This is a genomic window from Fictibacillus enclensis (genome assembly GCF_030123385.1).
In the GTDB taxonomy this organism is placed as follows: domain Bacteria; phylum Bacillota; class Bacilli; order Bacillales; family Fictibacillaceae; genus Fictibacillus_C; species Fictibacillus_C enclensis.
In genome coordinates, this window is sequence record NZ_CP126109.1 from 3,234,725 (window position 1) to 3,256,275 (window position 21,551).

Genomic DNA, 21,551 nt, shown 5'->3' on the forward strand with positions numbered 1-21,551 from the left:
AGTAATTATCCTAAACCATTATAACATGTATAAGAAAGTAATCATTCTAAAAATGTGAACAGACTATGAAACGTATGCTATCATAAATAAAGTGCAAACGGTTGGATTTGCTCTTAACCATATGTACTTCCCTATTCTGTCCAACCTGTAACAAACTATAAAAGTTTCTTGCATTCACAAAAAAAATTTATTTGTGATACCCATATAAAAATAACAAATTTCGACCTTTTTAGCAAAGGATTGATTTGTGTTTTTTAATTTGTTTGGAGGTAATGATGAAAGGTAAAGGAAGTTTTTCAGGTATTGTGCTGCTGGGGATTGGACTATTTTTCCTTGCTCAGCAAATGAAGGTTACATATGTTGCACCCTATTTAACATGGCCAACGTTTCTGATTATTATCGGATTGGCTTTTCTTGTTCAAAGTGGTGGAGGAAAGGATGGCGCAAGTTCATTTTCTGCCATACTCCTGCTTGGTTTGGGAATTCATTTCCACGCCATCCATCATATCGACAGCTGGCCCAATCAGCCCGCAACCATTATTCTGATTATTGGTCTTGCTTTTCTATATATGTACAAGCAGACGAAAGAAGGTCTGCTTGCAGGGATCGTGCTGATTGCTATCGCCGCGTGGAATTTCTTTAACAAGTCACAGACACCGTCAATCACGGAATGGTTTTCTTCCGTGGAAGGGTTTTGGCCCTTTGTACTCATTGCTGTCGGTGCGTATTTTGTCTTTATCAAAAAAAAATAAACCAGAGCCAAGGCTCTGGTTTATTTTTGTATATAGTTCTGTATGGTGCTCCATGCTGCGTCTTTTCCGTATCCTGTTTCCGATGAAAACAGCAGCAACGGATCTTCCGGTTTCTTTTTTAACGTGTCGCGCACGACCTTCAAATGCTTTTCCCACTTCCCCTTTGGGATCTTGTCACATTTGGTTGCGACGACAATGACCGGGATATCATGATACTTCAGCCAATCATACATTATCACGTCATCCTTTGATGGAGCATGGCGCAAATCAACCAGCTGAATGACCGCCTTAAGCTGGGGTCTCTCCATGATATATCGTTCAATCATTCGTCCCCATGCTTCCCGTTCTGTTTTTGAAACCTTGGCAAAGCCATACCCCGGCACATCCACAAAATATAGCTGCTCATTAATAATGTAGAAGTTGAGCGTCTGGGTTTTCCCGGGACGCGAAGAGGTGCGTGCCAGGTTCTTCCGGGCAATCATCTTGTTAATGAAGGAGGATTTCCCGACATTTGAACGGCCAGCAAGACCGATCTCCGGAAGCTGGTCTTCTGGGTATTGCTCTGGTTTTACGGCTGATATTACAATGTCTGCTTTTGTTACTTTCATTTACTATCTCCTACTAATGCATGTTTTAGCACTTCATCCAGATGGGACACCGGAATAAAGGCAAGGCTGCTGCGGACACTTTCCGGGATATCATCGATATCTTTTTCATTTTCTTTTGGCATGATGACCGTCTGGATCCCCGCCCTGTGGGCACTGAGGGATTTTTCCTTTAAGCCGCCAATTGGCAGGACGCGTCCCCGCAACGTAATTTCACCGGTCATTCCCACGTCCTTGCGCACCGGTTTGCCTGACAGAGCTGAAACCAGCGCTGTGGCAATCGTAATTCCAGCTGAAGGCCCGTCCTTTGGTGTTGCTCCTTCTGGCACATGGATATGAATATCGGTTTTTTCATAAAAATCCGGATCGATATCAAACTCTATTGCTCTGGAACGGACATAACTGAGCGCCGCCTGTGCGGACTCCTTCATGACATCTCCAAGCTTTCCTGTCAAAATAAGTTTTCCTTTCCCCGGTGTTAGAGCCACTTCAATGGATAGCGTATCTCCGCCTGCTGTGGTGTAGGCAAGCCCGGTGGCTGCTCCCACCTGGTCCTCCATCTCTGCCTGTCCATAGCGGAACCGGGGTTTCCCAATGTAATCCTCCAGGTTGCGCGCCGTAATCGTTACTCTTTTTTTCTCACCGGATACCAGCTGTTTGGCCGCTTTTCGGCAAAGACCGGCAATTTGTCTTTCCATGCTTCTTACTCCGGCTTCCCTTGTATAATTGCGGACCAGTTTAAGGATGGCGTCCTCTTTCAACTGGAACTGTGATTTTGCCAGACCATGATCTTTTAACTGTTTTGGAATGAGGTGATTCTTCGCGATATGCACCTTTTCCACTTCTGTATAACCCGCAATCGATATAATCTCCATACGATCCAGGAGCGGGCCTGGAATGGTTGCCAGACTGTTAGCTGTTGTAATAAACATCACTTTTGACAAATCATACGGCTCTTCTATGAAATGATCGGAGAATGAATTGTTCTGTTCCGGATCAAGCACTTCCAGCAAGGCAGAGGATGGATCTCCCCTGAAATCGTTGGACATCTTGTCTATTTCATCCAGCAGGAAGACCGGGTTGATGGTGCCAGCCTTTTTCATGCCCTGTATAAGACGGCCCGGCATCGCTCCCACATAGGTTCTGCGGTGGCCGCGGATTTCAGCTTCGTCACGAACACCGCCGAGCGAAATGCGGACAAAGTTTCTGCCGATGGCCTTTGCGATGGAACGGGCGAGAGATGTTTTACCTACCCCCGGAGGGCCTACCAGGCAAAGAATCGGTCCTTTGAGTGAATTGGTCAGCTGCTGGACAGCCAGGTACTCCAGAACCCGTTCCTTAACTTTCTCAAGCCCGTAATGATCTTCATTGAGAATTTTCTCGGTTCGCTTAATTTCCAGCTGATCTTTTGTCTCCTTTGTCCATGGCAGATTGATCAGCCAGTCAATATAGTTCCGGATCACAGCACTTTCTGCTGATGAACCCGGCATCTTCTCATAACGGTCCAGCTCTTTCAAAGCGATTTCCATGATATTTTCAGGCATATCCGATTCTTCAATACGGTCCCTCAGGCTTGAGATTTCTCCGGTTTTTCCTTCTTTATCGCCAAGCTCCTTCTGGATCGCTTTCATCTGCTCACGAAGGTAATATTCCTTCTGTGTTTTTTCCATTGCTTTTTTGACGCGCTGCCCGATTTTTTTCTCAAGGCCCAGCACTTCTTTTTCATTATTCAGAATCGAGATGAGATGATTCAACCGGTCCTTCACATCAGTGATTTCAAGGATATGCTGCTTTTCTTTGATTTTCAATGAAAGATGGGATGAGATGACATCTGCCAGCCGGCCTGGTTCCTCGATATCCTGAACGGATGCAAGGGTTTCCGGAGTCACTTTTTTGGATAAGTTTATGTACTGCTCGAATTGCTGAAGAGCCGTCCTCATAAGAGCTTGTGTTTCCAGATCCTTTTCGCCCTGATCTTCCATCAGTTCTACTTCAACTTCCAAATACTCTTCCCGGTCGATGAATTGCGTGATCTTACCACGCTGAATGCCTTCTACGAGTACACGAATGGTCCCGTTCGGCAATTTCAGCATCTGATTGACTTTTGAAAGGGTACCAATTTCATATATTTGTTCTCCGCTCGGGTCTTCAACAGCAACTTCCTTTTGTGTGGATAGGAAGATATGCTGATCATCAAGCATCACTTGCTCTAATGCCTGTACTGATTTTTCCCTTCCTACATCAAGGTGAAGCACCATGGTGGGATACACCAGCAGGCCGCGAAGAGGAAGGAGGGGAAGGATGCGGGTAGTTTTTTCGTTCATTAAACACACCTCCGAATACTGCTTACTGTCTTGAATAATTTCAAATCGTGCAGCCCAATTTTATATGATGGCAATTTTTTGACAAATGCCAAAAGCGGCCGAAGAAATTTCTACAGCCTTTGTACAATTCTACCCATAAAGAACCGTTTTGTCTAATCACAGGTTGTTTTAGGGCCATCGAAAGTAAAGCCCCCTCTTTAAACGGATTTTGGAGGGGACTGTAAATACGCAGACGCTGGAATCGCCTGTTGATTATCTTTATCCAGTTCAGGAAATGCATGCTGAAATACTTGCATTAGTTTTGTGACCGGAATGATCTCAATCCCGTCAATTTCCCTTAGAATGGCCTGATCATTGTCTTTTGGAATGATGACTTTTTTAACACCGGCAAGCTTTGCCGCCAGAACCTTCGCCATAACTCCCCCAACCGGTTTCACTTTTCCATGAACGCTAATTTCACCCGTCATTGCCAATTCGTTGTCGATCGGTATATCGTGCACGGCCGAATAAATGGAAGTGGCAATGGCTATTCCGGCTGATGGGCCGTCAACTGGCCCGCCTCCCGGGAAATTCACATGGATATCATACAATGAGGCATCAACATCCATTTTCCGTAAAACGGTGAGAACGTTTTCAACCGATCCTTTTGCCAGGCTTTTCCTTCTGATTGATTTTGCATTATTGCCAATCGATTCTTCTTCGACAATACCTGTTATAGTAACCGTACCCTGTTTTTTTGCAGGTAAAACAGTAACTTCAATTTCAAGAAGGGCTCCGCTGTTTGGCCCATAAACAGCCAGTCCGTTGACAAGCCCGACTTTTGGAGTTTCTGGAATCTTGTGTTCCGGACGGGGTGTCATCTGGCTGGAATGGATCACCCACTCCATATCCGATTTTTTAATATAATCCCTGTCCTCCGTGATAGCCAGCCCTGCTGAAATTTGCATCATATTAACCGCTTCCCGGCCATTTTTTGCATATTGCGCAAGAAGCTGCAATGTCTCATCATCAACTTTCACGCAGACCTTATCGGCTGCCTTCTTTGCGATTTGCTGAATTTCGGGTGACTGCAGTTCTCTAAAGAATACTTCAAGGCACCTGGAACGGATGGCGGGAGGAATTTCATCCGGGGTTCGTGTAGTCGCTCCGATCAGCCTGAAATCTGCTGGAAGCCCATTTTGAAAAATATCATGAATGTGTGTAGGGATCGTTGTATTTTCCTCGTTATAATAAGCACTCTCAAGAAATACTTTACGATCCTCCAGCACTTTCAGAAGCTTGTTCATTTGAATGGGATGCAGTTCTCCTATTTCATCAATAAAAAGAACCCCTCCATGCGCATTGGTGACCGCTCCCTGCTTGGGCTGCGGAATGCCGGCCTGTCCCATTGCTCCTGCTCCTTGATATATAGGATCGTGGACAGAACCAATTAACGGATCGGCGATGCCTCGCTCATCAAATCTGGCAGTCGTGGCATCCAGCTCCACAAAAACTGCGGCTGGTCTGAACGGTGAGTTACGGTTTCGTTTTGCTTCCTCAAGCACGAGTCTTGCTGCTGCGGTTTTTCCGACTCCCGGCGGTCCATAGACGATCACATGCTGGGGATTGGGGCCGCACAGTGCTGCGTGGAGCGCTTTGATTCCGTCCTTCTGGCCGACGATATCTGCAAACGTTCCTGGACGCACGCGCTCAGAAAGCGGTTCCGTCAATGAGACAGAACGCATTTTACGCAATTGATCCATTTCTTTTCTTGACTCTTTATCTATACTCACTTTTTGTGTACGCTGATTTTTCAACAAGTTCCAAAAGTAAAGTCCAATCACGATTCCAAAGAAAAGCTGAATGAGTAAAGCGATTCCTGTCCAGTTCATTTCTTCCTCCCAAAATTTTTTTATGATCCTAGTATCTCCGAGTGGCCAGAGGACTAAACAGAAAAAATAGAAATGAGGAAAACTTGAATAAGACAGCAAAAAGACAGGCCATATTTTTCAGACAAAAACAAAAAAACCAGCCCTCAGGCTGGTTTTTTAAATGATTATGCACTTTCCTTTGGTGTTTCTTTTTTCGGTTCAACGATTGTTCCATCCTCAAGCTCGAGTTTCGGCGGAACTTTATCAGAAACGGTTTCTTTTGTAATAATGCACTTAGCCACATCTTCCCGGGATGGAAGCTCAAACATCACATCGAGCATCATTCCTTCAATGATGGAACGAAGTCCACGAGCTCCGGTTTTACGCTCAATCGCCTGGTTGGCAATTTCGGAGAGTGCTTCCTCCGTGAATTCAAGTTCCACTCCATCAAGGTCAAGAAGCTTTTGATATTGTTTCACCAGTGCGTTTTTCGGCTTGGTAAGAATCTCAACCAATGCATCCTCATCAAGCGGCGTCAGACTTGCAGTTACAGGAAGACGTCCGATAAATTCCGGAATCAAGCCGAAACGAAGCAAATCTTCCGGCAATACTTTTGCAAGATATTCTCCAGCTTTCAATTCAGCCTGTCTTGATTCGGAACTGAACCCAATTACTTTTTTGCCCAGACGGCGTTTAATTATCTGTTCAATTCCGTCAAACGCACCACCGCAAATAAAGAGAATATTGGTAGTGTCGATTTGGATAAACTCCTGATGCGGATGTTTTCTTCCGCCCTGAGGAGGAACACTTGCCACTGTACCTTCAAGAATTTTTAGAAGAGCCTGCTGAACGCCTTCCCCGGAAACATCTCGGGTGATGGAAGGATTTTCAGACTTTCTGGCAATCTTATCAATTTCATCGATGTAGATAATGCCTTTTTCCGCTTTTTCCACATCGTAATCAGCAGCCTGAATCAATTTAAGCAAAATATTTTCTACATCTTCCCCTACATACCCTGCTTCTGTGAGAGATGTAGCATCGGCAATGGCAAACGGCACATTGAGAATTCGTGCCAGTGTTTGGGCCAATAATGTTTTACCGCTACCTGTCGGCCCGATCATGGCGATGTTACTTTTCGCCAATTCAACTTCATCCGATTTTTGGGAAGAGTTAATGCGTTTGTAATGGTTATACACCGCAACGGAAAGAGACTTTTTCGCCTGTTCCTGACCAATGACATACTCATCGAGTATCTTGCGGATCTCCATCGGTTTTGGAACTTCTTTAAGTTCTACATCCTCTTCAGTACCTAGTTCTTCTTCCACGATTTCGGTACAAAGCTCGATGCATTCGTCACAAATATATACACCTGGTCCTGCTACCAGTTTACGAACTTGATCCTGTGTTTTTCCACAAAAGGAACATTTAAGCTGCCCTTTTTCGTCATTGAATTTAAACAATGAAATCACCCCTAAACCTTAAATTGAATGAAACCATTTACCTGTTCATCATCCTGATGTATGGATGCTTGTTTCATTACTGTGTGAGCTTGAACTTGTGCTGCACGTTGATTTCATTTCCGCAAGTTTATGTATTGGATTGTATCATATTACCCCTTTGAAACGGAAATAAAAACCCTTCATTGGCATTTAATAGTATGTATTGGCATAATGGACTGTTTTCGATGTGTTCTATAAGTATTAACCTTATGGCTTATTTTAAAACCTGATTCAGGAAAATAAAGCCTTTAAAAAAGTTTCCATAAAAAAGCCGTATTTCCTGCCGCCCATGCAAATAATTATATAAAACAAGGCACGAAAATTTCGTGCCTTGTCAGACCTTACTTAATATTATGCAACTGTTTTGCTGTTATCCACTAATAAATCAATTGCTTTTCTGATTTTTAAGTCCGCAGCTACAGCGTCATTTCCGCCTTGCATTGCAAGCATTTGAGTGATTTTCTCAACATCCATGTTGTACATTTCAGCCATTTTCTTAAGCTCTTCATTGATTTCTTCTTCTGTCGCTTCAATGTTTTCTGCCTCAGAAATTGCTTCAAGTACCAGGTTTGTTTTCACGCGTTTTCCGGCATCTTCTTTCATTTGCTCACGAAGTGCTGCTTCGTCAGTGCCAGAGAACTGGAAGTACAGGTCAAGGTTCATGCCTTGCATTTGAAGACGCTGGCCAAACTCCTGAACCATGCGGTCCAATTCAGTGTTGATCATTGCTTCCGGTACGTCTACTTCTGCATTTTCAACGGCCTTGTCAACCACGGAATCACGTGTGTGATGCTCGCCTTCATGATTTTTGCTCTCTTCCAGCTTTTTGCGGATGCTGGCTTTAAGGTCTTCTACTGTTTCTACCTCAGAATCAGCCTCTTTGGCAAACTCATCATTTAGCTCAGGAAGCTGTTTTGTTTTGATATCATGGATAGTTACTTTGAAAACAGCAGGCTTACCAGCAAGCTCGGCTGCATGGTACTCTTCTGGGAAAGTAATTTCTACTTCTTTTTCAGTACCCGCTTTTTCACCGATCAGCTGTTCTTCAAATCCAGGAATGAAAGAACCTGATCCGATTTCCAATGGATAGTTTTCAGCTTTACCGCCTTCAAATGGCTCTCCGTCGACAAATCCTTCAAAATCAATAACAGCAGTATCTCCGTTCTCTACTGTTCCTTCTTCTTTTACAACAAGCTCAGCTTGCTGTTCTTGAAGACGCTTGACTTCATTGTCAACATCCTCGTCAGTTACAGTTGTATCAAATTCAGTTACTTCAAGACCTTTGTAGTCGCCAAGTTTCACTTCCGGCTTCACTACAACTTTTGCTGTAAATACAAGGTTGCTGCCTTTTTCCATTGTTTCGATGTCCACTTCAGGACGATCAACCGGCTCAATTCCTGTTTCTTCTACAGCCTTGCTGTATGCTTGTGGCAGGATGATATCAAGCGCATCTTGATATAAAGATTCAACCCCAAAACGCTGTTCAAACATTTTACGTGGAATTTTCCCTTTACGGAAACCTGGTACGTTTACCTGTTTAACCACTTTTTTAAACGCCTGGTCAAGGGCTGTATCTACTTCAGAAGCCTCAACTTCAATCGTTAAGACACCTTGGTTACCTTCTAACTTTTCCCACTTTGCACTCATTCAAAGTTCCCTCCAACATTACGTATTTCACCTGAAAATCTAACATTTTCATTGCAACCATTCCATTATATCATAACCGACTTGTATTTCAACAACGACCATTTCCCGTTTAGGACGAGTGGTCCTAAAATTTATTTGGCCCAAACGTAAACCGTTCAATATCAAGCAACTGATCCACTGCTTTTTTTAACGTTTCCGGATGAATCTCAATGTCTGATTGAAGCTCCTCACACGCGTCCATACCGCTTAATTTGCCGGCTGCGCATTGCAGGGCATGAGACCAGAAGAATTGGTCAGCGGGCTCGGGCACCTGTGGATAGATCGCAAGTATGTAATCCCACCAAATGGTAAGAGCAAATTGGGACAAGGTTGGATTTTCCTGTTCCAGCCTGTCCTCTACTTTCTTTTTTACTTCAAGATTAAACGGCTCTTCATAAACATCATGGAGCTCTTGTATGGAGATCGAATACATTTGTCCAAACTTATGTAAGGTAACGGTTTCTTCCACATTCTTTGATTTCAGATAATTAAGGGCCATCGTTTTTATGCCCGGATGGCCCTCTTCATTGGCCAAAAATTCACGATAGACAGAAAGTGTTTCTTCCGGATCGATGTAGCTCAGCTGCTGCATGGCAATCCATTGATTATGTATTTCGCTGCTTGTCAACATACTTCTAAGCGTCTCAATTTCTTGTTTCCTGTCTTCAGCCGGCTCCGGAGTAAAATCAACGCCAGGTTCAGGGTCTTCTGCCATCTTCCGGCTGAAATGAAGCAGCTGGTAAAAAGATTCAGCCTGGGCAGCCGGCAGCTGGTGTTCCCCCAGCACAGCTTCCACCACAGAAACGACTGTTTCGTATTCTGAAAGCTGAATAAGAATGGAAAGATAAATCTGCAAAACGTCAAAGTATTCCCCTATACCCTGCTTAAGCATTCTCTCTGCTCTGGTCTTTGCCTCCTGAAGCTGGCCCAGTTCGATCAGACTGAGCACCACCCCAAGATGGCCCTGCGGATGGCCGGGATCCAATTCCAACAGCTGAAGAAAGCAGGATAGAGATTCCTTATAATGTTTTGCTTTCAGGGAAGCCATTCCCTTTTCAAGCAAACGGGCAGGCAAATTAGGTAAAGGGACGACGTTGCTTGGTTTTTTTCCTTTTTTGTCATTAGCCATTAGGTTTATTCACTTCCAGTTTCTATTTGCATCAGTTTAACAGTTTAAAGACATAAACTCAAGACGCGGCCACAGTTGGCCGAAGGAAACAACAAATCCTGCACACGGTTGTGCAGGATTGCTGATATGGAACGATTAAATAGGAAACCTGCTAACACGTTCTGTTTTGCCACGTCTCCTCTTATTTTTCCCTTTTTTGACTTACTTCAAACCCCATCTGTCCAAAAACTTTAAAAACACATTTTATAATTGTGGTTGCTTAACGGCTTCCTGCTGTTTCTCATAGCGGCTGATCTCATCCTCATATTTTAGGGTAATGGATATTTCATCCCAGCCATTCTGAATCATCTCTTTCCAATATGGATCGAATGAGAAAGAAGCCAGGACTTCCTCTCCGGATAAAATCTCCTGTTTATTAAGGCTGACCGTAAGCCTTTGATCACCAGCTGCCACTCTGGCTTTCAGGCTATTAATGGTTTCGGCAGGAAGCTTGATCACCAATATTCCATTTTTCAATGAATTATTATAGAAGATATCCGCATAATCCGGAGCGACAATCACTTTAAATCCATAATCCTTCAATGCCCAAGGAGCATGTTCACGTGAAGAACCGCATCCGAAATTATCTCCGGCAAGCAGGATCTCCGCTCCCTCAGCTTCAGGACGGTTCAATTCGAAATCAGGATTCGGGGAGCCGTCACGGTTAAACCGCCAGTCGAAAAATAAATACTTTCCAAACCCGCTTCGTTCAACACGCTTTAAAAACTGTTTTGGTATGATTTGATCCGTATCCACATTATCACGGTCCAGTACCGCTGCTGTTCCGGTAAATGTTTTAAATCCTGGCATACTGCTCACCTTCCCTAGAACCAGATTGAAACTTGCGAACGTCTGTAAACTTCCCTTCGATGGCAGCTGCCGCCGCCATTTCCGGGCTGACCAGATGCGTTCTTGCCCCTTTGCCCTGTCTGCCTTCAAAGTTCCGGTTGGAAGTAGAAGCACACCTTTCTCCTTCAGGCACGATATCCGGATTCATCCCAAGGCACATGGAACATCCTGAGTCACGCCAGTCAAAACCAGCTTCCTGAAAAACAAGATGTAAGCCTTCCTGCTCTGCTTTTGCCTTGACTTGCTGTGAGCCGGGAACCACAATGGCCTGAACTCCACCGTGAACTTTTCTTCCCTGAACCACTTTTGCAGCAGCTCGCAGATCACTGATCCTCGAGTTGGTGCATGAACCGATGAAAACATGCTGAACAGGTACCTCAGTCAATGACTGCCCAGGATTTAATCCCATATAATGAAGGGCTTTTTGCAAGGATTCTCTTTCCTGCTGTGTTTGTTCATCACTATAGGAAGGTACATTGCCAGAGATCCCCACACCCATGGATGGATTGGTTCCCCAGGTTACCATCGGCTCCACTTCTGCCGCATTGATTTCAATGACCTTGTCATATTTCGCATCTGCATCGGAACGAAGGGCCTTCCACTCGTTCACTTTTTCTTCAAACTGCTCACCCTGTGGAGCATATTTGCGGCCTTTAATATATTCATAGGTCTTCTCGTCAGGTGCAACCAATCCGGCTTTTGCTCCTGCTTCAATCGACATGTTGCATAACGTCATGCGTTCTTCCATGGTAAAGCTGCGCACCGTTTCACCAGTGAATTCAATAACATGTCCGGCGCCAACATTGGTACCGTATTGAGCAATTAAGGCAAGAATAATATCTTTGGCCGTTACTCCAAAACCGCGTTTTCCTTCTATATTTACTTTCAACTGTTTTGGTTTTTGCTGCCAGAGGGTCTGTGTGGCCAACACATGCTCCACTTCACTTGTTCCGATTCCAAAGGCAAGAGCACCAAAGGCTCCATGAGTGGATGTATGGCTGTCTCCGCAAACTATGGTTTTCCCAGGCAATGTTAACCCAAGTTCCGGTCCGATAACATGGACAATCCCTTGCTGGTCGGATTCAAGCCCTTCCAGATGGATGCCATACTCCTTACAATTTTCTTCAAGGGTCTGGATCTGTTTCAAGGCAATGCTGTCATCGATCACAAACCGGTTTTTTGTCGGAATATTATGATCCATTGTGGCAAAACAAAGGTCTGGTCTTCTTACTTTCCGGTTTTTTTCCCGCAGGCCGGCAAAGGCCTGCGGAGATGTTACTTCATGAAGAAGATGCAAATCAATGTACAAAAGACCGGGCTTATTTTCTTCTTGCATGACGGTATGTTTTTCCCAAACTTTATCAATAATGGTTTTTGTCATCTCATCTTCCTCCTTACACATACACTTCAAGCAGTGTGGTGGTTGCTGCATTTTCATCCAATCGATAGATCAGCTGATCCACCATTTCATCTGTTGTGGATATTCTTCCTTTTTTGCTTTCAATATCTCTGGTGCGGTAATTGGCGTTCAATACTTCCTGAACGGCCATTTCTATTGCATCCGCTTCGTCATTCATATGGAAGGAATGACGAAGCATCATGGCAGTTGACAGGACCATCCCCAGTGGATTGGCCGCATTCTTCCCGGCAATGTCAGGCGCAGATCCATGGACCGGCTCATAAAGCCCTTGACCGTCCTCACTTACCGAAGCGGAAGCCAGCATACCCAAAGAGCCAGTGATCATTGATGCTTCGTCAGATAAAATGTCACCAAACATATTCTCTGTCACAATGACGTCAAATTGTACGGGGTTTCTGACAAGCTGCATCGCAGCATTGTCAACAAGCATGTGCTCTACTTCCACTTCCGGAAAGCTCTTGGCCATTTCGTTGACCACTTCCCTCCAAAGCTTGCTTGACTCAAGGACATTGGCTTTATCTACAGAAGTCAGTTTGCCGCTTCGCGAAGCGGCAATTTCAAATGCCTTTTTTACCACTCGTTCGATTTCATTGCGGTGATAATACAGCGTATCTACCGCTTCTTCGTTTCCAGTTCTTCCTTTTGGCTGGGCAAAGTACAGCCCGCCTGTAAGCTCCCGGACAAATATCAAGTCCACATTTTCGATGAGCTCCGGTTTGAGCGGTGAAATATCCCCAAGAGGGGCGAATGCTTTTACCGGCCTAAGGTTGGCAAAAACATTCAATTCCTTGCGAATTTGAAGCAGGCCCTGCTCCGGCCGTTTTTCCATTCCGTCCCATTTCGGGCCGCCAACAGCTCCTAGCAAAACAGCATCACTTTTTTTGCATTGTTCCAGCGTTTCAGAGGGCAATGGAAATCCTGTCTCATCAATGGCTTTACCGCCGATCGGCATTTCTGTCACATTAAACTGATGGCCATAGCGGGCTTCAACTGCTTTGAGGACACGCAAAGCCCCTTTCATCACTTCCGGTCCGATTCCGTCACCCGGCAAGACTGTAATTGTTTTTTCCATCTTGACCCCTCCTCATTAGATTTATAGACTCACGTTCACCAATTCGTCTTTTTGAACGTTCATGATCGTTTTGTTTAGGGCGTGAACATACGCTTTGGCTGAAGCCTGCAGTACGTCCTGCGCCGTTCCGCTTCCATTGATCTCCTGATCCTCGTATTCGAGAAGAACGTATACCTGTGCCAGCGCATCTCTCCCGGATCCGACTGACTGGATGCGGTAATCTTTTAAATGAACCGGCAGCGGAAGCATTTTATCCAGCGTATTGTAGATGGCTTCCACACTTCCTGATCCGGTACCCGCTTCCTGAATCTCTGTTCCATCCGGTGCTTTTAATGTAATGGTCGCCGTCGGAATATTATTTGTTCCATAATTCACCTGAAGGTCGCCAAGCTGATACATCGGAACCGGCGGCTGGATCTTGTGCTCCAGAAGCAGCGCCAAAATGTCTTCCTCGGTAAGCTCCTTCTTTCTGTCGGCAAGGTCCTTAAATTCCTTGAACAGGGTATTAAGTTGTTCCTCCCCCGGTTCAAAGCCAAGCTTCTGAATGTGTGACCGGAACGCATGACGTCCTGAGTGTTTTCCCAAAACAAGCGAGTTGGAAGATACACCGACAAGTTCAGGTGTAATGATTTCATACGTTGATTTCTCTTTCAGCACGCCATCCTGATGAATGCCAGATTCATGCGCAAATGCATTCTTACCTACCACTGCTTTATTCGGAGGAACGCTGATTCCTGTCAGTCTGCTGACAAGCGAGCTCGTACGGCTGATTTCCTTTAATTCCAACCGGCTTTCCGCCTGATAAAAGGAGCTGCGGATGGCAAGAGCAACCGCAATCTCTTCCAGCGATGCATTACCTGCTCGTTCTCCGAGGCCGTTGATCGCGCACTCTATCTGGTCCGCTCCATTTTCAATAGCCGCCATCGAGTTGGCTACTGCCATGCCCAAATCGTCATGGCAGTGTGCTGATAATTTCGCCCTGTGGATATTTGGAACATGCTCTCTTACATATTGGAAGAGCTGCCCGTATTCAGCAGGACTGCGATAACCTACCGTATCTGGCAGATTGATGACAGATGCACCTGCCTCAATCACTTGTTCAATGATTTTTGCAAGGAATGGCAAATCTGAACGGCATGCATCTTCGGCAGACCATTGTACAACCGGAAACTTCTGTTTAGCATATTTAACGGACCGGACAGCCGTTTCAATAACTTCGTCCGGTGTTTTTTTCAGTTTGTATGTCATATGAATTGGAGACGTTGCCAGAAACACATGCAGACGGGGTTCGGCTGAATCTTTTAGTGCTTCCCATGCGGCATCGATGTCCTTTTGGGTCGAACGCGCAAGGCCGGTGACAGTGCTGTTTTTAATTTCTTCAGCAATCTGTTTCACCGCAGCAAGATCCCCAGGTGAAGCTGCCGGAAATCCTGCCTCAATGACATCAACACCGAGCCGTTCAAGCTGTCTGGCTATTTCCAGTTTTTCATGGGCGTTTAAGTTTACTCCAGCCGTCTGCTCGCCATCCCGTAATGTTGTGTCAAAGATATCAATTTTTCGCACTGCTTACTGCCTCCTTTTTCTTACTTTTCTGCTGTTTAACAAATGGCATCATTGCTCTCAACTCGCGGCCAACAACCTCGATTGGGTGATTCTTTTCGCTCTCATTCACAGCATGAAATACCGGGCGGTTCGCTTGGTTTTCGAGAATCCATCCTTTTGCAAATTCACCTGTTTGGATATCTTTCAGTACCGCTCTCATTTTCTCTCTTGTATCTTCATCTACGACTCTAGGACCGGATTGGAAATCACCCCATTGGGCTGTATCAGAGATAGAGTATCTCATGCCTTCCAATCCGCCTTCATACATCAAATCTACGATTAATTTGAGTTCGTGCAAACATTCAAAGTAAGCAACTTCCGGCTGATAGCCTGCTTCAACAAGCGTTTCAAATCCTGTTTTTACAAGCGAAGTCAATCCGCCGCACAATACTGCCTGTTCACCGAACAAATCTGTTTCTGTTTCTTCTTTAAAGCTTGTTTCAAGAACGCCTGCTCTTGCCGCTCCAATTCCTTTTGCGTATTCCAACGCTGTTTCCTTCGCAGTTCCTGAAACGTCCTGATAAACGGCGATCAATGCAGGTACCCCGGCTCCTGCTTCATACGTACGGCGTACAAGATGTCCTGGCCCTTTAGGCGCAACAAGGAATACATCCACAAAGTCCGGCGGAACGATTTGATGGAAATGAACATTGAATCCGTGAGCAAAAACGAGTGATTTGCCTGGTGTCAATGCCGGCTCAATTTCCTTTTTGTATACCTGCGGCTGCAGTTCATCCGGCAGAAGGATCATGATAACATCCGCTTCATTGGAAGCTTCTTCAACAGATGCCACGCGTACTCCGTCTTCGACTGCCTGATCGTATGATTTACCTGGTCTTACTCCTACCACCACGTCATAACCGCTTTCCTTCAGGTTTAGCGCGTGTGCATGCCCCTGTGAACCATATCCGATAACTGCTACCTTTTTTCCGTTTAGATACTGATCCGCGATCTCTTTGTCATAAAATACTTTTGCCATTTTTCATCTCTCCTCAATAATAGTTGGTTTTGTTGGTTTTGTTGGTTTTATTTTTTATAGATTTAAATAATAGAAAACTGATTCAGATTATAGACCGTTTTTTGTGTACCCCTCGGCATGGCTGTAAGGCCTGTTCTTGAGATTTCTTTAATGCCATATGGTCTCAGAAGCTCGATGATCGCTTCTACCTTGTCATTGTCGCCTGTCACTTCAATGGTCACGTTTTCCAGGCTGACATCGATGATACTTGCCCTGAACGGCTCGATGATCACTTTGATCTCACTGCGGGTTTCCGGAGTGGTCATCACTTTGATCAAGGCCAGCTCCCTCGCGACGAGTGCCATTTCCGTGAGATCCTTCACCTTTAGCACATCAATTTGCTTGTGAAGTTGTTTCAGGAGCTGTTCAAGCTTCCTGTCATCCTCCACCTGCACAACGATAGTGATTTTCGAGATCGATGGATCATCGGAATGCCCGACCGTGATGCTTTCGATGTTAAATTGCCGCTTGGTCATTAATCCCGTCAGCCGGTTGAGTACCCCGCTTCGATTTAATACTGTAGCGGTTATGATGCGCCTCATGGTTTCACCCCAATCATTTGATGGATTCCCTTGCCGGGTGCAATCATCGGATAAACATTTTCATCTGATGCGACTCTACAGTCCAGCAAGAATGGTGCTTTGGAATCAAGCGCTTCGGCAAATTTGGCCCGAGCTTCTTCTTCGGTCGTAACCGATGCGGCTTCAATTCCGTAAGCAGCAGCCAGTTTTACAAAGTCCGGCTGGACCGGAAGCAAGGATTCTGAATACCGTTCTTCATAGAAGATTTCCTGCCATTGCCTCACCATGCCCAACGATTGATTATTGACGATGACAATGATCACCGGGAGCTTCATTTCCTGTAAAACGGAAAGCTCCTGAAGGGTCATTTGGAACCCTCCATCCCCCGTTACTGCCACAACCGGAAGCTCTGGTTTGCCAATTTTGGCTCCAATTGCTGCCGGAAAACCAAATCCCATGGTCCCCAGTCCCCCTGAGGTTACCCAGCGGTTCGGTTTGGAAAATCCATAATATTGAGCCGTCCACATTTGGTGCTGACCTACATCTGTTGTAACAATGGCTTCACCTTTGGTTTCCTCATGAATGATTTCAAGCAGTCGCTGCGGCTTCAGTACATCGCCTTCATTTTTGTACCAAAGCGGATAACTGTTCTTAAGTTCCGCCAATTGGTACACCCATTCCTCCGTGTCTCCTGACGTTGTGCTCTCGCGGAGCAAAGCTGCCGCTGTATGTTTTGCGCAGCCTACAATCGGAATAAGCGTTTCAACGTTTTTTCCGATTTCAGCCGGATCGATATCAATGTGGGCAACAGTTGCTTTTTGGGCAAAGTGTGCAAGGTTGCCTGTAAGCCGGTCATCAAAACGGGCTCCGATTCCAATCAAAAGGTCACATTCATGAAGAGCGGTATTCGCCGCATACGTACCATGCATTCCGGCCATTCCCAGGAAGAGCGGATGTTCCGACGGAAAACTTCCCAGTCCGAGAAGCGTATTCGTGACAGGAATTCTGTGCTGCTCGGCCAGTGCAAGGATCTCTTCCTCGGCTTTGGCAAACAGGACGCCGGCTCCAGCAAGAATGACAGGTTTCTTCGCTTGTGCGATCGCATCTGCCAGACGCTTGACTTGCAGGAGGTTCGGCATTGTCGTTGGCTGATATCCCGGAAGATCAACTTCGTTGGATGGTTTATACGAACCAATCGATGTAGAGATATCTTTAGGAATATCAACCAGTACCGGGCCTGGACGGCCGGTCTGGGCAACGTGGAAGGCTTCTTTAATGATTCCTGGCAGCTCTTCCACTTTTCTCACCTGATAATTGTGCTTTGTGATCGGCATCGTGATTCCAACGATATCGGCTTCCTGAAAGGCATCTGTTCCGATAACCGATGTGGCAACCTGGCCTGTGAAAATAACAAGCGGGAGTGAATCGATCATGGCATCTGCTATTCCGGTTACCAGATTGGTCGCGCCTGGCCCTGAGGTGGCGATAACAACGCCGGGCTTTCCGGTCACTCTTGCAAACCCTTGAGCAGCGTGAATAGCCCCTTGTTCATGCCTTGTTAAAATGTGTTTGATGTTCTTTTTGTACAGCGCATCATAAATGGGAAGGACGGCACCCCCGGGATATCCGAATAATACGTCAACCCCTTCTTTTTCCAGTGCCTCCATCAGCATATCGGCTCCAGACATCTTCAGGACTTTGCTTTTCTCTTCCTCAGCCACCCAGCTGGCTTTCATTTCTGATTCCTCCCTTATTTGGTCAAAATAAAAAGCCTATTCACCCAAAATGACAGTGTTTATCCTGCCAAAGGGGTGAAAAGGCTTCTTTTCACGGTACCACCCTTCTTCGCGGCTCTTGCATTGCCGCCTCATGGATGAAAAGTTCATCCGGTTTGATAACAAGTTACCCATTGAAAAAAACTGGCTAACTCGATCTGACCTACTGACACTTGAACCGTGCGTTCGAACAGACACTCAGGGGTGAGATCCTGACAGGGTTATTACCGGCTCACAGCAACCCGGCTCTCTGGAAATAACCTTCTGTCATTCTTCCCCTTCACAGATTTAACGATTTTTAATTTTAAAAGGTATTATACTTTCAGGACTCCGCCAGTATTGGCCGAAGTGACAAGTTTGGCATAACGGGCGAGATAGCCTTGTTTGATTTTAGGCTCTGGCTGCTGCCAATCCGCCTTTCTTTGATGCAATTCTTCTTCACTGACCATCAAATTGATGGTTCGGTTAGGGAGATCAATTAATATTTGGTCGCCATTTTCAAGGAAAGCGATCGGTCCGCCCTCTGCCGCTTCCGGCGAGATATGGCCGATGGAAATTCCTCTGGAAGCACCTGAGAATCTTCCGTCGGTGATCAAAGCTACCTTTGTGCTTAAGCCCATTCCGGCAATAGCGGAAGTTGGAGACAGCATTTCCGGCATCCCCGGCCCGCCTTTTGGCCCTTCATAGCGGATTACCACTACATGGCCTTCCTTGACTTGACCGGTTTTTATTCCGTCAAGCGCCTCATCCTGGGATTCAAAGACAATCGCTTCTCCCTCAAAATATTTGATGGATGGATCCACGCCGCCAACTTTGATAACACAGCCGTCAGGTGCAAGGTTTCCATACAGAATGGAAAGGCCTCCTACAGGACTGTAGGCATTGTCAGGGTAGCGGATAACATCACTGTTTAGAATTTCAGCTTCTTCCACATTTTCATACAATGTTTTGCCAGTGACAGTGATCCTGTCCCGGTGAATGGCACCGTCCATTTGACCAAGTTGTTTGATAATGGCGCTGACCCCTCCGGCTTCATGAACATCCTGCATGGTATAGTCTGATGCAGGGCTTATCTTTGAGAGGTATGGCACTCTTTCCGCTACTTCATTAATTCGTTTAAGGTCATATTCAACACCCGCCTCATGTGCGATGGCAAGCATGTGAAGGACTGTGTTCGTCGAACCTCCCATGGCCATGTCAAGAGCAAATGCATCATCAATTGCTTCTTTCGTGATAATGTCTCTCGGCCGGATATCGCGTTCAACGAGGTCCATCAGGTGGAAAGCCGCATCTTTATACAGCTTATCTCGTTCCTCCGAGGTTGCTACGAGTGTACCGTTGCCCGGAAGTGTGATGCCTAGCATTTCCATGATGGAGTTCATGCTGTTTGCAGTGAACATTCCCGAACAGGATCCGCAGGTCGGACAGGCACTTGTCTCAAGCTCAAGCAGCTCTTCACGCGACATTTTGCCTGACAGGTGGGCACCGACTCCTTCAAAAACTGAAACGAGAGAAAGGGATTTACCGGCGGATGACTTACCGGCTTCCATCGGACCACCAGATACAAATACAGCCGGTACATTGGTTCTGGCCGCGGCCATCAGCATCCCTGGTGTAATCTTGTCACAGTTCGGGATATAAAACACTCCGTCAAACCAGTGAGCATTGATTACTGTCTCGGCTGAGTCAGCGATAATTTCCCGGCTTGGAAGGGAATAACGCATTCCGATGTGGCCCATGGCGATCCCGTCGTCAACACCGATTGTGTTGAACTCGAACGGTACACCACCTGCTTCGCGAATGGCCTGTTTTACTTTCTCACCCACTTTATTGAGGTGCATGTGGCCTGGAATGATATCTACATAGGAATTACAGACCCCAATAAATGGTTTGTTCATATCTTCTTCTTTTACACCGGCCGCATGAAGCAAGCTTCGATGTGGCGCTCGGTCAATTCCGTTTTTTATCATGTTACTACGCATATACGACATCTCCTGTTACAAATTGATTATCCTGCCTGTACGCTGGTTGATTTGGAGTAAACCTTGACTCCTTCTTCAACCACTCTTTTTCTGAAAGCTTCCAAAAGGATATTGGTGTGTTTTCCTGGAACGCCTTCTCCGATTACTCTTCCGTCCACCTTAATGACAGCAATGACTTCTGCAGCCGTCCCAGTAAGGAACACTTCATCAGCCACATAGACATCGTGCCGTGTAAACGGTTCTTCAGAGACGTTATAGCCAAGCTCGGCGGCAATTTCCACGATGGCATTTCTTGTGATACCTTCGAGAGCCCCCAGATAACCCGGAGGTGTTTTTATGCTGTTTCCTTTAACGATGAAAACATTATCTGCAGAGCCTTCAGCCACATAGCCTTGGTCATTCAGCATCAAGGCTTCGCTTACACCGGCCAAATTGGCTTCAATTTTCACGAGAATATTGTTCAAATAGTTCAGTGATTTTACTTTCGGGCTAAGCACGTCTGCTCTATTCCGCCGGCTCGCTACTGTCACAATTTCAATTCCCGTTTCATAAAGTTTTTTTGGGAAAAGAGCTAGCTGTTCTGCAATGACAATAACTCCCGGCTTTTCACAAGTAAACGGGTCCAGTCCAAGGTTTCCCCTTCCCCGTGATATCACTAAGCGAATGTAGGCATCACGATATTGGTTTTTTTGGAGCGTCTCAACAATAATTTGGGTTAGCTCCTCTTTCGTGTGTGGAATAGTTAACATGATGGACTGAGCCGATTCGTAAAGACGCTGCAGATGTTCATCTAGCCGATAAACATTTCCGTTGTAGACGCGAATGCCTTCGAACACCCCATCTCCATATAAAAAACCATGGTCATAAACAGAGATCTTGGCATCTTCTTTTAAGACAAATTCACGGTCTACATAAACCCATTGCTCTGACATCGTGATCCTCCTTTTCCTTAGTAGTAATTGTTCGAATTTTTTAATTTAATCTGATAATTGTTGATTATGTTACGCCCCTTTTGGACGCAGGTCAACCACATTTTTTAAAAAAATGTAATTTTTCTGTTTATTCTGATTTATTGTATGCGCTTACATTATTGCTGTACAAGAAATCGAGTCTTAAACGCCTCATTTGTAAACATTTTTGAAGCGCTTACAAAGCGAGCCGATTAATTAGAAAATCACACAAAAAAAGACACCCTTTCAATAAAAGGTGTCTTGAATATGTAAGTAAAGTGGCGTCCCAGGAGAGATTCGAACTCCCGACCGTACGCTTAGAAGGCGTATGCTCTATCCGGCTGAGCTACTGGGACATATGTATTTTAGAGCCCTTTCCGCCTAGCAGTGCAACTTCATGCGACTGCAAAGCGCTGCGGGCACACAGGTTTGTTTTCCTCGGGGAAAACGTATGATCAATCACTAATTGACTTTTCCT

General features: G+C 45.5%; 16 protein-coding genes and 1 tRNA gene. 1 reads left to right on the forward strand and 16 read right to left on the reverse strand.

The window, feature by feature from the left end; translation table 11 throughout:
- Positions 1-272 precede the first annotated feature (272 nt).
- Positions 273-752: a LiaF transmembrane domain-containing protein gene (locus QNH15_RS17040; protein WP_283889441.1), complete on the forward strand. Its 480-nt coding sequence runs from the start codon at positions 273-275 to the stop codon at positions 750-752.
- Between the two features lie 20 nt (positions 753-772).
- Here QNH15_RS17040 and yihA read toward each other — a convergent pair whose 3' ends face one another.
- From yihA to QNH15_RS17120, 16 genes are all read right to left on the reverse strand, one after another.
- Positions 773-1,360, reverse strand: coding sequence for a ribosome biogenesis GTP-binding protein YihA/YsxC (gene yihA / locus QNH15_RS17045; protein WP_283889442.1), 588 nt, complete (start codon positions 1,358-1,360; stop codon positions 773-775).
- Entirely contained in the window at positions 1,357-3,681 is a 2,325-nt protein-coding gene (gene lon, locus QNH15_RS17050; protein ID WP_283889443.1) for an endopeptidase La, read from the reverse strand. The genes yihA and lon overlap by 4 nt, the downstream gene beginning before the upstream one ends.
- Positions 3,682-3,878: 197 nt before the next feature.
- Positions 3,879-5,552: an ATP-dependent protease LonB gene (gene lonB / locus QNH15_RS17055; RefSeq protein WP_283889444.1), complete on the reverse strand. Its 1,674-nt coding sequence runs from the start codon at positions 5,550-5,552 to the stop codon at positions 3,879-3,881.
- Positions 5,553-5,716: 164 nt separating this feature from the next.
- Entirely contained in the window at positions 5,717-6,991 is a 1,275-nt protein-coding gene (gene clpX / locus QNH15_RS17060; protein ID WP_283889445.1) for an ATP-dependent protease ATP-binding subunit ClpX, read from the reverse strand.
- Between the two features lie 390 nt (positions 6,992-7,381).
- Positions 7,382-8,677, reverse strand: coding sequence for a trigger factor (tig, locus tag QNH15_RS17065; RefSeq protein WP_129474708.1), 1,296 nt, complete (start codon positions 8,675-8,677; stop codon positions 7,382-7,384).
- Positions 8,678-8,801: 124 nt separating this feature from the next.
- Positions 8,802-9,845, reverse strand: coding sequence for a tetratricopeptide repeat protein (locus QNH15_RS17070; protein WP_283889446.1), 1,044 nt, complete (start codon positions 9,843-9,845; stop codon positions 8,802-8,804).
- A 243-nt stretch (positions 9,846-10,088) separates the two neighbouring features.
- Positions 10,089-10,694, reverse strand: a complete 606-nt coding sequence (gene leuD / locus QNH15_RS17075; RefSeq protein ID WP_283889447.1) for a 3-isopropylmalate dehydratase small subunit — start codon at positions 10,692-10,694, stop codon at positions 10,089-10,091.
- A complete protein-coding gene (gene leuC, locus QNH15_RS17080; RefSeq protein WP_283889448.1) occupies positions 10,681-12,114 on the reverse strand; it encodes a 3-isopropylmalate dehydratase large subunit in 1,434 nt (477 codons plus the stop codon). The genes leuD and leuC overlap by 14 nt, the downstream gene beginning before the upstream one ends.
- Positions 12,115-12,127: 13 nt before the next feature.
- Positions 12,128-13,225, reverse strand: a complete 1,098-nt coding sequence (gene leuB, locus QNH15_RS17085) for a 3-isopropylmalate dehydrogenase (protein WP_061972581.1) — start codon at positions 13,223-13,225, stop codon at positions 12,128-12,130.
- Positions 13,226-13,246: 21 nt separating this feature from the next.
- Positions 13,247-14,788 carry a 2-isopropylmalate synthase gene (locus tag QNH15_RS17090; protein WP_283889449.1) on the reverse strand — a complete coding sequence of 514 codons (1,542 nt, stop codon included), beginning with the start codon at positions 14,786-14,788 and terminating at the stop codon, positions 13,247-13,249.
- Complete coding sequence (gene ilvC / locus QNH15_RS17095; RefSeq protein ID WP_061972579.1) at positions 14,775-15,806, reverse strand: ketol-acid reductoisomerase; 1,032 nt, start codon at positions 15,804-15,806, stop codon at positions 14,775-14,777. The genes QNH15_RS17090 and ilvC overlap by 14 nt, the downstream gene beginning before the upstream one ends.
- A 62-nt stretch (positions 15,807-15,868) precedes the next feature.
- Positions 15,869-16,387 (reverse strand): acetolactate synthase small subunit, encoded by a 519-nt coding sequence (gene ilvN, locus QNH15_RS17100; RefSeq protein ID WP_061972578.1) that lies wholly within the window; start codon positions 16,385-16,387, stop codon positions 15,869-15,871.
- Complete coding sequence (ilvB, locus tag QNH15_RS17105) at positions 16,384-18,102, reverse strand: acetolactate synthase large subunit (protein ID WP_283889450.1); 1,719 nt, start codon at positions 18,100-18,102, stop codon at positions 16,384-16,386. Before ilvB ends, ilvN begins: the two co-directional genes overlap by 4 nt.
- 353 nt (positions 18,103-18,455) lie before the next feature.
- Entirely contained in the window at positions 18,456-20,123 is a 1,668-nt protein-coding gene (gene ilvD / locus QNH15_RS17110) for a dihydroxy-acid dehydratase (protein ID WP_283889451.1), read from the reverse strand.
- A 26-nt stretch (positions 20,124-20,149) separates the two neighbouring features.
- The gene (gene ilvE / locus QNH15_RS17115) at positions 20,150-21,055 is read right to left on the reverse strand and encodes a branched-chain-amino-acid transaminase (RefSeq protein ID WP_283889452.1); all 906 of its coding nucleotides are present in this window, start codon (positions 21,053-21,055) and stop codon (positions 20,150-20,152) included.
- Between the two features lie 297 nt (positions 21,056-21,352).
- Positions 21,353-21,429, reverse strand: a tRNA-Arg gene (locus QNH15_RS17120).
- Between the last annotated feature and the right edge of the window lie 122 nt (positions 21,430-21,551).

Excerpts from the sequence above, each read along its gene's own strand:
- lonB (WP_283889444.1), bottom strand. The coding sequence starts at position 5,552 with ATGAACTGGACAGGAATCGCTTTACTCATTCAGCTTTTCTTTGGAATC.
- ilvE (WP_283889452.1), bottom strand. The coding sequence starts at position 21,055 with ATGTCAGAGCAATGGGTTTATGTAGACCGTGAATTTGTCTTAAAAGAA.
- QNH15_RS17070 (WP_283889446.1), bottom strand. The coding sequence starts at position 9,845 with ATGGCTAATGACAAAAAAGGAAAAAAACCAAGCAACGTCGTCCCTTTA.
- leuC (WP_283889448.1), bottom strand. The coding sequence starts at position 12,114 with ATGACAAAAACCATTATTGATAAAGTTTGGGAAAAACATACCGTCATG.
- QNH15_RS17040 (WP_283889441.1), top strand. The coding sequence starts at position 273 with ATGATGAAAGGTAAAGGAAGTTTTTCAGGTATTGTGCTGCTGGGGATT.
- yihA (WP_283889442.1), bottom strand. The coding sequence starts at position 1,360 with ATGAAAGTAACAAAAGCAGACATTGTAATATCAGCCGTAAAACCAGAG.
- ilvB (WP_283889450.1), bottom strand. The coding sequence starts at position 18,102 with ATGAAAGCCAGCTGGGTGGCTGAGGAAGAGAAAAGCAAAGTCCTGAAG.
- leuD (WP_283889447.1), bottom strand. The coding sequence starts at position 10,694 with ATGCCAGGATTTAAAACATTTACCGGAACAGCAGCGGTACTGGACCGT.
- ilvC (WP_061972579.1), bottom strand. The coding sequence starts at position 15,806 with ATGGCAAAAGTATTTTATGACAAAGAGATCGCGGATCAGTATCTAAAC.
- ilvD (WP_283889451.1), bottom strand. The coding sequence starts at position 20,123 with ATGCGTAGTAACATGATAAAAAACGGAATTGACCGAGCGCCACATCGA.
- tig (WP_129474708.1), bottom strand. The coding sequence starts at position 8,677 with ATGAGTGCAAAGTGGGAAAAGTTAGAAGGTAACCAAGGTGTCTTAACG.
- ilvN (WP_061972578.1), bottom strand. The coding sequence starts at position 16,387 with ATGAGGCGCATCATAACCGCTACAGTATTAAATCGAAGCGGGGTACTC.
- lon (WP_283889443.1), bottom strand. The coding sequence starts at position 3,681 with ATGAACGAAAAAACTACCCGCATCCTTCCCCTCCTTCCTCTTCGCGGC.
- leuB (WP_061972581.1), bottom strand. The coding sequence starts at position 13,225 with ATGGAAAAAACAATTACAGTCTTGCCGGGTGACGGAATCGGACCGGAA.